18 protein-coding genes are annotated in these 12961 nt (G+C 64.0%); 13 read left to right on the top strand and 5 right to left on the bottom strand.

The window, feature by feature from the left end:
- The first annotated feature begins 12 nt into the window (after positions 1-12).
- The 3 genes from QQK18_RS17685 to QQK18_RS17695 all read left to right on the top strand — a co-directional run bounded on the left by QQK18_RS17685 (position 13) and on the right by QQK18_RS17695 (position 1862).
- Positions 13-684 carry a GntR family transcriptional regulator gene (locus QQK18_RS17685; protein ID WP_284341693.1) on the top strand — a complete coding sequence of 224 codons (672 nt, stop codon included), beginning with the start codon at positions 13-15 and terminating at the stop codon, positions 682-684.
- A gap of 144 nt (positions 685-828) precedes the next feature.
- Positions 829-1413 (top strand): biotin transporter BioY, encoded by a 585-nt coding sequence (locus QQK18_RS17690; protein WP_284341694.1) that lies wholly within the window; start codon positions 829-831, stop codon positions 1411-1413.
- The gene (locus tag QQK18_RS17695; protein ID WP_284341695.1) at positions 1410-1862 is read left to right on the top strand and encodes a DUF1284 domain-containing protein; all 453 of its coding nucleotides are present in this window, start codon (positions 1410-1412) and stop codon (positions 1860-1862) included. The genes QQK18_RS17690 and QQK18_RS17695 overlap by 4 nt, the downstream gene beginning before the upstream one ends.
- Here the strand turns inward: QQK18_RS17695 and QQK18_RS17700 are convergent.
- The 3 genes from QQK18_RS17700 to hemB form a co-directional block, all read right to left on the bottom strand.
- On the bottom strand, positions 1859-2593 hold the full coding sequence (locus QQK18_RS17700) for an arginyltransferase (protein WP_284341696.1): 735 nt from the start codon (positions 2591-2593) through the stop codon (positions 1859-1861). The two genes, QQK18_RS17695 and QQK18_RS17700, sit on opposite strands and share 4 nt — an antisense overlap.
- Before the next feature lie 58 nt (positions 2594-2651).
- A complete protein-coding gene (locus tag QQK18_RS17705) occupies positions 2652-3161 on the bottom strand; it encodes an RDD family protein (RefSeq protein WP_284341697.1) in 510 nt (169 codons plus the stop codon).
- Between the two features lie 68 nt (positions 3162-3229).
- The gene (gene hemB, locus QQK18_RS17710; RefSeq protein WP_379995671.1) at positions 3230-4234 is read right to left on the bottom strand and encodes a porphobilinogen synthase; all 1005 of its coding nucleotides are present in this window, start codon (positions 4232-4234) and stop codon (positions 3230-3232) included.
- Between the two features lie 117 nt (positions 4235-4351).
- Between hemB and QQK18_RS17715 the strand changes: the two genes are divergently transcribed.
- The 5 genes from QQK18_RS17715 (at position 4352) to QQK18_RS17735 (ending at position 7758) form a co-directional block, all read left to right on the top strand.
- The gene (locus QQK18_RS17715) at positions 4352-4741 is read left to right on the top strand and encodes a DUF6163 family protein (RefSeq protein ID WP_284341698.1); all 390 of its coding nucleotides are present in this window, start codon (positions 4352-4354) and stop codon (positions 4739-4741) included.
- Between the two features lie 208 nt (positions 4742-4949).
- Positions 4950-5459, top strand: a complete 510-nt coding sequence (gene ldtR, locus QQK18_RS17720; protein WP_284341699.1) for a transcriptional regulator LdtR — start codon at positions 4950-4952, stop codon at positions 5457-5459.
- A gap of 309 nt (positions 5460-5768) precedes the next feature.
- Positions 5769-7013: a L,D-transpeptidase family protein gene (locus QQK18_RS17725; RefSeq protein ID WP_284341700.1), complete on the top strand. Its 1245-nt coding sequence runs from the start codon at positions 5769-5771 to the stop codon at positions 7011-7013.
- 16 nt (positions 7014-7029) lie between these two features.
- Positions 7030-7227, top strand: a complete 198-nt coding sequence (locus QQK18_RS17730) for a DUF6898 family protein (RefSeq protein WP_284341701.1) — start codon at positions 7030-7032, stop codon at positions 7225-7227.
- Positions 7228-7758: a SixA phosphatase family protein gene (locus QQK18_RS17735; protein ID WP_284341702.1), complete on the top strand. Its 531-nt coding sequence runs from the start codon at positions 7228-7230 to the stop codon at positions 7756-7758.
- A 7-nt stretch (positions 7759-7765) separates the two neighbouring features.
- On the opposite strand, the gene QQK18_RS17740 is transcribed toward QQK18_RS17735, so the two are convergent.
- Together QQK18_RS17740 and QQK18_RS17745 are read right to left on the bottom strand one after the other, a co-directional pair.
- Entirely contained in the window at positions 7766-8194 is a 429-nt protein-coding gene (locus QQK18_RS17740; protein WP_284341703.1) for a YybH family protein, read from the bottom strand.
- A gap of 101 nt (positions 8195-8295) precedes the next feature.
- Positions 8296-8748 (bottom strand): BA14K family protein, encoded by a 453-nt coding sequence (locus QQK18_RS17745; RefSeq protein ID WP_284341704.1) that lies wholly within the window; start codon positions 8746-8748, stop codon positions 8296-8298.
- A gap of 210 nt (positions 8749-8958) precedes the next feature.
- Between QQK18_RS17745 and glyA the strand changes: the two genes are divergently transcribed.
- The 5 genes from glyA to QQK18_RS17770 are packed head-to-tail and all read left to right on the top strand — an operon-like array spanning position 8959 to position 12956.
- Positions 8959-10263 (top strand): serine hydroxymethyltransferase, encoded by a 1305-nt coding sequence (glyA, locus tag QQK18_RS17750; RefSeq protein ID WP_284341705.1) that lies wholly within the window; start codon positions 8959-8961, stop codon positions 10261-10263.
- 3 nt (positions 10264-10266) lie between these two features.
- A complete protein-coding gene (nrdR, locus tag QQK18_RS17755; protein WP_284341706.1) occupies positions 10267-10746 on the top strand; it encodes a transcriptional regulator NrdR in 480 nt (159 codons plus the stop codon).
- Positions 10743-11846, top strand: coding sequence for a bifunctional diaminohydroxyphosphoribosylaminopyrimidine deaminase/5-amino-6-(5-phosphoribosylamino)uracil reductase RibD (gene ribD, locus QQK18_RS17760; protein WP_284341707.1), 1104 nt, complete (start codon positions 10743-10745; stop codon positions 11844-11846). The genes nrdR and ribD overlap by 4 nt, the downstream gene beginning before the upstream one ends.
- Positions 11847-11848: 2 nt before the next feature.
- Entirely contained in the window at positions 11849-12466 is a 618-nt protein-coding gene (locus QQK18_RS17765; protein WP_284341708.1) for a riboflavin synthase, read from the top strand.
- Between the two features lie 10 nt (positions 12467-12476).
- Positions 12477-12956: a 6,7-dimethyl-8-ribityllumazine synthase gene (locus QQK18_RS17770; protein ID WP_284341709.1), complete on the top strand. Its 480-nt coding sequence runs from the start codon at positions 12477-12479 to the stop codon at positions 12954-12956.
- Positions 12957-12961 lie beyond the last annotated feature (5 nt).

Below are 12961 nucleotides of genomic sequence, written 5' to 3' on the forward strand. Positions count from 1 at the left end.
TATCTATAAACGATGGCCGCTCGTTCCTCCCGCGAAACTCTTGCCTTGCGCATCGCACGCGTTCTTGCCGACCGGATCGTGGCTGGCGAGCTCGAGCCAGGTGAGCGCCTGCGCCAGGACCGGATTGCCGAGGAATTCGCGGCGAGCCACGTTCCGGTGCGTGAGGCGTTCCGGCGCCTCGAGGCCCAGGGCCTTGCCGTCAGCGAGCCGCGTCGCGGCGTTCGCGTCGCCTCCTTCGATCGGGCTGAAGTGGTGGAAGTGGCCGAAATGCGCGCCGCCTTGGAGGCGCTCGCGTTGCGGCACGCTGCGCCCCACCTGACGAGTGCCATCTTGGGCGCCGCCGAGGAAGCTATCCGCGCAGGCGACAGTTCCCGGGATGTGCGTGCCTGGGAGGAGGCCAACCGCACGTTCCACCGCACTCTTATCGCCCCGTGTGGCATGCCGCGCCTGCTGACGGCCATCGATGATCTCCACGCCGCCAGCGCCCGGTTCCTGTTTGTTGCCTGGCGCTCCGAGTGGGAAGCGCCGACCGACAAGGACCACCGCGCCATCCTCGCCGCATTGCGCAAGGGCGACGTCGAGACCGCCGCCGCCACGCTGGCTCGGCATGTGCGCTGGGTCGGCAAACGTCCGTTGCGGACGGCTTCGGGTGACACGCGCGAGGCCTTTGCCATCGTCGGCTGATCATAACAGCCTCTTCCGCAAACTATCGGGAGCCGTTGGCACCGGTGCGTTATAGCGCCTTGCATCGCCGCCGCGCCTATGTATCATCACATTATAGATCAGGAATAAAAATTATAGATAATTTCGAAAGATGGAGATCCGATAATGCAGGGACATGCCCAAACCGTTCCCCCCAGCCCCCTCGCTTTGCGTGACCGCCCGCTCGGTTGGCAAGCCGGAGCGGTGGTGCTCGGCACGGTGTTTCTCGCTTTGGCGTCCTATATCGAGGTGCCGATGGTACCCGTGCCGATGACGATGCAGACCTTCGCCGTCACCACGCTCGGCGCACTCTATGGCTGGCGGCTCGGCGCTCTCGCTGTTGTCGCCTGGCTCGCCGAGGCCATGGCAGGCTTGCCCGTATTGTCGGGCGGAGCCGCCGGGCCTGCGCATTTCGTCGGCCCGACCGCCGGCTATCTCGCCTCGTTTCCGCTTGTGGCGGCGCTCGTCGGCTGGCTGGCCGAGCGTGGCTGGAACGGATCGCGTCCGCTTCTCGCGTTCTGCGCAGCAATCCTGGGCAATGCCTTCTGTCTGCTGGCCGGAGCCTCCTGGCTCGGCACCATGATCGGCCTCGAGGGTGCCGTCGCGTTCGGTGTGACACCCTTCCTGCTGGGCGCCATTCTGAAGTCGGCCCTGGCCGCGGCAGCGCTTGCCGCACTGCATCGCGGCATGAGCGCTCGCCTCCGCGCATGATCGTTCGTCTGCGCCCGCACCACCTGTTGTGCGTGCTGACCTATGCCGGCAAAGGCTATGGTCCCGCCTTTACAGCCAACTACGATGGCGTCGTCCGCCTCTTGGCGGCGGGCGCCGACGTGGAGATCGTCTCTGGGCCGGACGATATCTGCGTGCCCCTTCTCGCCGGAGCGGACCCGCATTGCCTTCGTGCGAGCGTCGACGAGCGCGATGCGTTGGCGGCCATCGGAGTTGGACAGGCGCTGGGCGTGTCGGTCGCGCCCGGTGCCCGCCTGCGCTTACCGGCGGAGACTGTCGACAAGTTGCGCCGGCGCTTCGCTGCCCGTGAGGTGCGGCAGGCATGCACGGGATGCGAGTGGTCCGCGCTCTGCGACCGGATCGCGGCGGCGGGCTTTGCCGGCGTCGCGCTACCAGGGGCGCCCACCTGGAGAGGTTCGGGGAAAAGCTAGACGTTCGCCAGCGGTATCCAGCCCAGTGGGCCATGCTGCACTTCGAGAGGCTTGAATTCGGCCTTGTAGGCCATTTTCGGCGAGTCCTTGACCCAATAGCCGAGATAGACGTAGCTCAGGTTCGCCGAGAGCACCTGCCCGATATGGTCGAGGATGACGAAATTGCCGAGGCTGCGGCGCTGTTGATCGGGATCGAAGAAGCTGTAGACCATCGATAGCCCATCGGGCATCACGTCTGTCAGCGCCACCGCGATCAGTGGCTGGTCCGGATGGTCACGCAGCCGGTACTCGACCAGCACGGACTGCACCGGCGTGTCCTCGACCATGTACTCATAATCGAGGAAACCCATCTGCGTCATGCCGCCACCCGAATGGCGCGCGCTGAGATAGCGCTTGAAGAGGTCGAACTGCTCGGCTGTCGCCTGCGGCGGCCGCACCTCGACGGTAACGTCCGCATTGGTGCGCAGCACCCGCCGGAAGCGACCCGACGGCTGGAAATCCTGCGCCACGATCCGCACCGACTGGCAGGCCGAGCACCCCTCACAGGCCGGGCGGTAGATGAGGTTCTGGCTGCGGCGGAACCCGTTGTCTGAAAGGATGTGGTGGAGGCTCGCTGCGCGCCGTCCTGTCAGATGCGTAAAGAGCTTGCGCTCCTGCCGGCCGGGCAGATACGGGCACGGCATAGCGGCCGTCAGGAAGAGCTGGGTATTTTCGGGAGTATGTTCCGTCATCTGGCGCTCTGTTCACCCGCGGAAAGCTTACTCTCCCGGAAACCGGCCCGCAACGACTTCAGTACTGGGCAGAACGTTGCCTCTGCCAATGCCGCACCATAGGCGAGCGCCGCAGCATCAGCGTGCCGGTTATGAGGTCGTGGATCATCTGCCGGCGCGGGGTAAACAGTACGAAGAGGAGCGATACCGGCCAGGAGATCCAGAAGGTGATATAGAAGACCAGCGCGTGCAGGAACGCCATGGGCCCATCGAGCGGCTGTCCGCGCGTCGGGGTCAGCACCAGATCCATCATGCGCATGCCGATCGTTGCGCGTGCGGGCGAGCCGAGCGTGAGCGCATAATAGAGGATGAGGGCGCCGGGGACGACGATGAGGAGGCTCAGCCACGCGAGCCCGAACGTCAGAAACCCGGCGATGAATGCCACCAGCGCAAACGCGACCGTCAGCGTCCCTATGAAGACGAGGTCGATGAGGTAGGCGATCACCCGGCGCGTCAGCACCCCCTCGAACAGCTCGGGGGCGGTCTCCGGATCGGGCAGGTAGCGGCTGGCGGTCATATCATTGGTCATGGCCAGGATTTCGGTATGGCCAAGCCCCTGTGCAAGAACCCAGGGCACAAATTTGTGACTGCGAACATTCAGAGCCGTCGCGCCACTTCCAGCGCAAAATAGGTGAGTACGCCGCTGCATCCCGCCCGCTTGAAGGCTTGCAGGCTCTCGAGGATCGCCGCATCCCGGTCGAGCGCGCCCGCGGCGGCCGCGAATTCGATCATCGCGAACTCGCCCGAGACTTGATAGGCATAGATCGGCACGTTGAAGGCATCCTTTGCCCGCCGCACGATGTCGAGATAGGGCAGGCCGGGCTTGACCATAATCGAGTCCGCCCCTTCCTCCAGGTCCTGGGCGATCTCGCGCAACGCCTCGTCGGAATTGGCATAGTCCATCTGGTAGGTACGCTTGTCGCCCTTGAGGCGCTGGCCCGAGCCCACCGCCTCGCGGAACGGACCATAAAAGCATGAGGCGTATTTGGCTGCGTAGCTCATGATCTGCCGGTCCTCGAAACCCTCGGCATCGAGCATGGCTCGGATAGCGCCGACGCGGCCGTCCATCATGTCGGAGGGCGCGATGATGTCCGCCCCCGCGCGTGCCTGCACCAGCGCCGAGCGGACCATCACCTCGACCGTCTCGTCGTTAAGGATCACGCCGTCCCGCACCAGCCCGTCCTGACCATCGCTGGAATATTCGTCGAGCGCTACATCGGCGATCAGCCCGATATCGGGCACCGCGTCCTTGATCGCCGAGAGCGCCCGGCACATCAGATTGTCCGGGTTGTAGGCTTCCTCGGCCCCCTCGCTGCGCAGGTGATCCGGTGTGTTGGGAAAGAGCGCCAGGGCCGGAATGCCAGCATCGCGCGCCTCCCTTGCAGCGGCAACGGCGAGGTCGACGCTCAGCCGCTCGACGCCGGGCATGGTCTTGATCCGCGTCCTCTCATTCTCGCCTTCGATGATGAAGATGGGCCAGATGAGGTCGGCCGACGCCAGCGCCGTCTCACGCACCATCGCCCGGCTCCAGCCATGCGCACGGCCACGCCGCAGCCGCCGTCCGGCCAGGAACTCCATGTCGTGCTTCATCCATTGCCCCATGCCGCGCACTCCACTCGTCTTGAACCCGAAGCCTGTCTAGCAGGGCAGGAGCGTCGGACAAAGCCCGCGGGATAGCGCGAGCTTGTCGCAGGCGCGCCGCCCGGCTAAACAGGCGCCATGGAGTACAACGCACCCTATATTGGCTACTACATCCGCGTCGTTGCCCTGATCAGCCTCGCCCTCGGCCTCAGCGATGCGGCCCGTCTCCTTGGAGTCAGCCTCGGCGCTGTCAGTCCCATTGCCACGATGGGTCTCGCCGGCTTCGTCTATCTCGGCATATTTTCGCTGGCACGCCTCTTTGCCGCCGTCGGCTTGTGGATCAAGGCGAGCTGGGGCGCGGTGCTGCTCGTCGGCGCCACTGGCGTCGAGCTCGGCCTTTATCTCATCGGCAATCCCGACATCGAAATGAGCGCCGTCGCCTTTGCCGTACGCCTGGTCCTCCTGGCCTCGATCATCATCATCTTCGTGCTCGGCATTCGTTTGCGTCGCGCCCAAGCCGGTGATTGACGAGGTCGTTCAATCGGCTGCGCCGATCTGTTTACGCTCTGTTTAGGTTACAATTGTCTCACCCCTCGTAACCAATCGTAAAGCCAAATTCCCGAACTTTTTCAGTAAGATAGTTTTAAGTGTGCCGCTTAAGCCTACCTTATTCGGAACGGCGTAATTTGGCCCCATCGAGACGCGAACAATCGCGCAGAGTAACAGTGAGGCAAAAATGGCAGCAAAATCCAACACCGCAGAGGTGACGGTCACGGAAGGCCAGGCGAGCCTGAAGCCGGCCTATCTTGAAGCTGTTTCCCGGGTCGAACGCCTGCACCGCCGGCTGCTCGATCTCATCAAGGACGAGTTCGATCGTATGGGCTGGGACGACATCAATCCCGTCCAGGCATTGTTGATGTTCAACATCGGCGATGCGGAGCTGACCGCCGGCGAGTTGCGCTCGCGCGGTTACTACCTGGGCTCGAATGTTTCTTATAATCTTAAGAAGCTCGTCGAGACTGGCTATATCTATCAGGAGCGCTCGCGCACCGACCGCCGCTCGGTCCGCATCAAGCTTACTCCCAAGGGCGAGGAAGTCGCCGAGGTGATCGATGAGCTCTACGACCGGCACCTGAAATCCATCGACAAGGTGGGTGGTCTCGGCGACGAAGAGTTCGAAGGCCTCAACAAGGCGCTCGCCCGCCTGGAGCGCTTTTGGGTCGACCAGATCCTCTATAAACTCTGACCTCCTCCAAGGTCCCATGCCGCACCGGCCCTTCCAGAAGGAGGGGCCGTTAGCGTTTCCGGCGATCGGAGTGTGACGTGTCGGCCACAGTGGCCGCTGCCAATTCAGCCGGGCCGCCAGCTGTTCTTATTTGTGCCGCAAAAGCACGTATCAAGCTTGCACGTATGTGGTTTGGAAACCAATTCCACGCATTTTGTATCGTGTCCTTGCGGATGGTTCACAGCTGGTTGACCGGCGTTGTCGCGTCGGAATGCCGGTGGTACCCACTCTCGTTGAAGTTGAGCGGCAAATTCGGGTGAATGCATGCGGTTGAATAGACGTTCTCTGCTCCGGTCGATGGCTCTGGCCGGGGCCTCTGCAGTCCTGCCGCCGTCCATGGCGCGGGCCGAGTCCATCTGGGACATGTTCGCGCGCAACAGGGTGCTGCGCGAGGCGGACCCCGCCGGTGCTTCCGCGGCCGCCCAGGCTTTGATCGAGACCACCGAGCCGATTCTTTCTTACGACACGGCCTATAATCTCCAGCTTGCCATCTCGCAGTACGAGCCGTTCGTCGCAGCCGGGGGCTGGGAGGATGTCCCGCGCGAGGTCTACGGCCTGCGTCTTGGAAACGACCGCGAAGGCGTCATCGCCTTGAAGCGCCGCCTGATGTCCTCCGGCGACATGCCCTTTGCCGAGCGCGTCGACAATATCGTCGACCAGGTCACGGACGCAGCCATCCGCACCTTCCAGGCCCGCCACGGCTTACGGCTGACCGGCGAGGTGGACGAGGCAACGTTCTATGCCATGGCGGTGCCGGCCTCCACCCGTCTTAACCAGCTATACCTCAACCTGCAGCGCGTCACCAACATGGCTCCGAACCTGTCGGAGCGCTATGTGGTGGTCAACATCCCTGCCGCCACCATCGAGGCGGTCGAGGGCGGCTATGTGGTCCAGCGGCATACCGCTGTCGTCGGCCGGGTCGAGCGCGCGACCCCGATCCTGGCCAGCAAGGTCCACCAGATCAACTTCAATCCCTACTGGCACGTCCCCAAGTCGATCATCCGCAATGACCTCATCAAGTACATGAATGAGGACCCGGAATATCTGACCAAGTTCCGCATCCACATCTATGACGGCAAAGGCCAGGAGATTTCGCCGACCCAGATCAACTGGCAGACCGACGAGGCGGTGAACTATATGTTCCGCCAGGAGCCGGGCGCCGAGAACTCCATGGGGCACTGCAAGATCAACTTCCACAACCCCTACGACGTCTACTTGCACGACACGCCCACCAAGTCGCTGTTCGGCGAGAACGCGCGCTTCCACTCCTCTGGGTGCGTGCGCGTCGAGGGGGTCAATCAGCTCGTTACCTGGCTGCTGCGCGACAATGGCTGGGACCTGTCGCGGGTCGATTCCACTTTCGCATCCAATGAACGGATCGACGAAGCACTCAAGAACCCGGTGCCGATCCACACCACCTACATCACCGCCTGGGCCAACCGTCAGGGGACAGTCTCGTTCCGCGACGACGTCTACCAGTTCGACGCCCAGGGCAAAGTGGCGTTCGAGGCCTGATAGGATAGGAGCGGGCGTGGGCGAGGTCCTTTACGAGTTCGTCCAGATTGGCCAGCAGATGCGGGTGTCGGCCATCGACAGCGACACCAACATCGAAGTCGTTGTCATCGCGCCGCTTGCGGCGACCCGCTGGCAGATGCAGGCCACCGCACTGGCCAAACTCAACAAGCGTCTTTCCGAAACGGCGGACGAACCGCCGCGTCGGCTGTTCTGAATGCTGCGCCTCTACCTGCTGCGTCATGCCAAGTCCTCGTGGAAGGAAAAGGGCCTGGCAGATTTCGATCGTCCGCTCGCCCCGCGCGGCCGGCGCGCTGCTGAGGTGCTCGGTCAGGCGCTCCGCGCGCACACCTGGCTGCCGCGTCGCATCATCTGCTCGAGCGCGGTGCGCACCCTTCAAACCCTCGATCTGATCCTGCCGACACTGGTCGATGCCGGGGCAACACCCGAGGTGCTGCGCAAGCGTCGTCTCTATGATCTCATGGAAGAGGACTACGTCGACCTCATTCGCGAGGAGGGCGGGGAGGTTGCCTCGCTCATGCTCGTTGGCCACAACAGCGCCGTCCAGTCGAGCGCCCTCGCCCTCTGCGGCATGGGCGACCCCGAGGCTCTCGCGGTCATGGAAGCGAGCTTTCCCACCGCCGCCCTTGCTGTCATCGACTTCAACGTGCGCCGATGGTCCGATATCGCCGAAGGCTCCGGCGCTCTCGCGAACTTCTGGATGCCGAGAGGCGGACTCGGCGGCTGACTGACTGCTAGGGAATGAGGTCCATGACTGCCCGACCGTTTGCCATGTCGACAGGCAGGGAGACGTGTTCGTGCGCAATCTGCCATCCGCGATCCGATCGTTGACAGCAGGAGGTCGTGCGCAACCAACGATCGACCTCAAGGCCGCTCTTCAAGGTTCCGCCGGCACGGATAAGCATGCTCGTGGCCGCGATGTCCCCGCTCGCTGAAATGCGCAGGTCGTGGATCTCCTGGCGGATGGCTCCCTGCCAGCCGCCGAACCAATGCAGGAATCGATCGCGCAACTGAGCAGAGCCGATGTACTGGAGGGGAGGAACGACATCAAAATAGACGACGTCGGGCGAGTAGACCGACATCAGCCGCTCGATATCCTTTGCCCGCATGGCTTCCGATCGGCTGTCGAGCAGAGTTTCCACCTGGACTTCGGCCGAAACCATTTACGCCCTCCCTTCAACACGCGCGCAACCCGTCCCCTCCCTTGTGAGGGAGAGATCGGGCAGCGCAAGCGCTCAATATCGCGGCGCCGGGTTCGAGGTGCTCAAAGCCGGCAGCGGTGTCGATAGCCGTCATAGCCGAGGAACGTGTCGGTTTCCTCGTCATACGAGCGATACCGCGAATAGCAGGCCGCCACATGCGCCTCGTAGCTGTTGTCGTAGCCGTAAGCGGGTGCATCGTCGAGGTAGATGACGCGGTCGTTGACCCGCGGCTGCGAAAGGGCGCTGCCGAGGATGGCGCCGAACGTCAGCCCGAAAATCCCCGCTGCGATGCCGTCGAGGTTGCTGCGCCGGCTCCGGTAGAACACGCGGTAATCGTCGTCGTCCCATCTGTCACGGTTCCGGCAGTCACGATCGTCGTAGCGGTCGCAATAGATGCCGATCACCCGGTCGCGCTCGCCGTAGCCGAAGCTTTGTGCTTGAGCAGGGATGGCGCCGGTCACGCCGAGCATTGCGGCAAGGGCGATGACGCCCATTCTTGCAAAGCTCTTCTTCATGTCGATTCTCCTTCCGCCCCCCGGCTGGCCCTGTCGCTCGGCCGGCCTGTTGGCAAAATGCCGTCCGCGCGCGCAGGGTTGCCTTGGCTAGAAGAAAAACGTGGCCGCAATTGGCCTGTCACGCTTGGACTGTTGGGCCCCTTTATGCTAGAGGCTGCGTCCGTATCGCCCCTCCAGCACCACATATTGGTTACCGCCCAGGAGTCGCCAATGAGCGCTGCCGCCAGCCTTCCGCTCTTCCCGCATTTCTTCAGCGCCTCGCTCGCCGAGACCGATCCCGAGATTGCCGATGCGATCGGCAAGGAACTCGGTCGCCAGCAGCACGAGATCGAGCTGATCGCTTCGGAGAACATCGTATCCAGGGCCGTGCTGGAAGCGCAGGGTTCGGTGCTGACCAACAAATATGCCGAAGGCTATCCAGGCAAGCGCTACTATGGCGGCTGCCAGTTCGTCGACATCGCCGAGAATCTGGCCATCGAACGGGCCAAGGAGCTCTTCGGTGCGGGCTTTGCCAACGTGCAGCCTAACTCCGGCAGCCAGATGAACCAAGCCGTGTTCCTCGCCCTCTTGCAGCCGGGCGACACCTTCATGGGGCTGGACCTCAATTCGGGCGGTCACCTCACCCACGGCTCGCCGGTCAACATGAGCGGCAAGTGGTTCAAGGTCGTTTCCTATGGCGTACGCCAGGACGACCATCTCCTCGACATGGAGGAGGTGGCTCGCAAGGCCCGCGAGCACAAGCCCAAGCTTATCCTTGCCGGCGGCACCGCTTACTCGCGCATCTGGGACTGGCAGCGCTTTCGCGAGATCGCCGACGAGATCGGCGCCTATCTGATGGTTGACATGGCCCACATCGCGGGGCTCGTGGCTGGCGGCGTCCATCCCTCGCCGGTCCCGCACGCCCATGTGGTCACCACCACCACCCACAAGTCCCTGCGCGGTCCACGCGGCGGCATGATCCTCTCCAACGACGAGGACATTGCCAAGAAGATCAATTCCGCGGTCTTCCCCGGCCTCCAGGGCGGCCCGCTCATGCACGTGATCGCCGCCAAGGCCGTGGCCCTGAAGGAAGCACTGCAGCCCGAGTTCAAGGCCTATGCCCGTCAAGTGGTCGCCAACGCCCGCGCGCTCGCCGCCACCCTCATCGAGAACGGCCTCGATGTCGTTTCCGGCGGCACCGACAACCATCTGATGCTGGTTGACCTCCGGAAGAAGAACGCCACCGGCAAGCGTGCCGAGCAGGCGCTGGGCCGCGCCTGGATCACCTGCAACAAGAACGGCATTCCGTTTGATCCGGAAAAGCCCTTCGTCACCTCCGGCATCCGCCTCGGCACACCCGCCGGTACCACGCGCGGCTTCGGCGAGGCCGAATATCGCCAGATCGGTCAGATGATCGTCGAGGTGCTCGATGGGCTGCGCGAGGTCAATGCCGACGAGAACAACGCCGCAGTCGAAGCGGCTGTGCGCGAGAAGGTGAAGGCGCTGACCGACCGTTTCCCGATCTACGCCCAGTAAGCCATGCGCTGTCCCTATTGCGGCAACGACGACACCCAGGTCAAGGACAGCCGTCCGACCGAAGATTCCGGCGCCATCCGGCGCCGGCGCATCTGCAATGCCTGCGGCGGTCGCTTCACCACCTTCGAGCGGGTGCAGTTGCGTGACCTGACTGTTGTCAAGAAGTCCGGTCGCAAGGTCCCCTTCGACCGCGAAAAGCTTGCTCGCTCCGTCTATACGGCGCTGCGCAAGCGCTCGGTCGATCCTGAGCGGGTCGAGCGCATGATCTCCGGTATCGTGCGCCAGCTCGAAAGCCTCGGCGATGTCGAGGTCACCTCCGAGCAGATCGGCGAATTCGTCATGGAGGGATTGAAGAGCCTCGACGACGTCGCCTTCGTCCGCTTTGCCTCTGTTTACCGCAACTTCGCCTCCGCCGACGACTTCCGCTCCTTCCTCTCCCAGCTCGCCAGCACCGACGAGGTCATGAGGATCGAGGACGAGTGAGCGCCGCCACGCCCGAGGACCTCCGCTGGCTCGATGCCGCCGCCCGCGCCGCCGAGCCTTTTCTTGGCACCACCGCCGATAACCCGACCGTTGCAGCCTTCGTGGTGGATCCATCCGCAGGCATACTCGTCGGCCGCGCCGTGACGGCGAGGGGAGGGCGGCCCCATGCCGAGCCGCTGGCACTGGAATCTGCCGGCGCACGCGCCCGGGGCGCCACCCTCTACGTCACTCTCGAACCTTGCCACCACTGGGGTCGCACGCCACCCTGCGTAGATGCGGTGGTGCGCGCCGGCATTGCCCGCGTCGTTATCGGCATGCCCGATCCGGATCCGCGCACGCGCGGGGAAAGCATCAGGCGGCTGCATGCAAGTGGCATCGAGGTCGCCGTCATCGATCACGCGCCCTCGGTGCGGCTCAATGAGGGCCACACCGCCCGCCATGCCCTCGGTCGGCCGTTCGTTACGGCAAAGCTCGCCGTCTCCGCCGATGGCATGATCGGCCGGCGCGACGTGGCCAAGGTCGCCATTACCGGCGAGGACGCCCGTCGCTGGACGCATCTGCAGCGTGCCATGTCCAATGCCGTTCTCGTCGGCGGTGCCACCGCCGAGATCGATGATCCGCAGTTGACCGTGCGGCTGCCGGGTCTGGAGCGGCGCACGCCGCTCCGCGTGATCCTTGCCGGCAATCGCGGCATCGACAAGCGCTCGAATCTGATTGGCGGCTTTTCCGGCCATCGTGTTGCTGTCATTGTCGAATCGGGCCGCGAGATGGCCGTGCCCGCCTCGGTCGAGGTCGTTCGTGTGCCCGGCGAAGACGGTCGCCCCGACCTCGCAGAAACCCTCCGGGCGCTCCATGCCAAGGGCATCGCTCGTCTCCTCGTCGAACCCGGTGCTACCCTTGCAGAAGCGCTTCTTGCCGACGATCTCGTCGACCGCTTTGAGTTGATCGAGGGCACCGTAACGGTCGGGCCCGACGGGGTTCCGGCAACCGGCAAGGGTACGATGGACGAACGTCTCGCCGCCGCGGGCTTCGGCGAAATCGACCGCCAGCGCCTGGGTGAAGATTTGCTGCGCACCTTCGAAAAAGTCGGGAAAGCCTGAAGATGTTCACTGGAATCGTCACCGATGTCGGCCACCTCGTAGAAGCCGAAGACCGCAACGATGGGCGCCTGCTACGCATTGCCTGCCGCTACGACGCCGATACCATCGACCTTGGCGCCTCGATCACCAATGACGGCATCTGCCTCACGGTCACCGGCAAGGGCAGGGACGGAGAGCAGAACTGGTTCGAGGTGTTCGCCGCGCTCGAGACTCTCGCGGTCACACATGTCGGCAGGTGGCGGCCTGGCCGCCGCATCAACCTCGAGCGGGCACTCAAAGTTGGCGACGAGCTCGGCGGCCACATCGTTTCCGGCCACATCGACGGCACGGCCGAGATCGTCGGAAAGGACGCGACAGGCGAGCAGATCACCCTGACCTTCAAAGTCCCGGCCGATCTCGCCCCGTTCATCGCCAAAAAAGGAAGCGTCGCCCTCAATGGGACGTCCCTGACCGTCAACGAGGTCGACGGGGATCGTTTCTCGGTTCACCTCATTCCCTATACGGTTGCAGTCACCTCGTGGGGCGACTATGAGGTGGGCGATTTCGTCAACATCGAGGTTGATCCGATGGCGCGCTATGCCGCGCGTCTCATCGAGACACTCGGCGACTTTCGCAGTTAGGATCGATACGATGGCGTCCGCGGGCGGCACCTTTCCCATTGAACCGGGCTCCGCCCGGGGCCGGCAGTTCCTCATCGTCGAAGCGCGCTTCTACAATGACATTGCCGATGAGCTCCTGCGCGGCGCCACTGCCGTCTTGGAGGATGCCGGTGCGACCTTCGATGTCGTCACCGTTCCCGGAGCCCTCGAAATCCCCGCCACCATCGCCATGGCGCTCGATGGCCAGCCGGACGAGTATGACGGCTTCGTCGCCCTCGGCTGCGTCATCCGCGGCGAGACCACCCACTACGAGATCGTCGCAGGCGAAAGCGCCCGCGCACTCATGCAGCTTTCCGTCGACGAGGCCATTGCACTCGGCAACGGCATCCTGACGGTCGAGAACGAAGCTCAGGCCTGGGCCCGCGCCCGCATCGCCGAGCAGGACAAGGGGGGCGGGGCCGCTCGCGCAGCCCTCGCCATGGCCGAGCTGCGCGCTCGCCTCGGAGCGTGAGTCCC

This window comes from Devosia nitrariae (assembly GCF_030160115.1).
GTDB classification, from domain to species: Bacteria; Pseudomonadota; Alphaproteobacteria; order Rhizobiales; family Devosiaceae; genus Devosia; species Devosia nitrariae.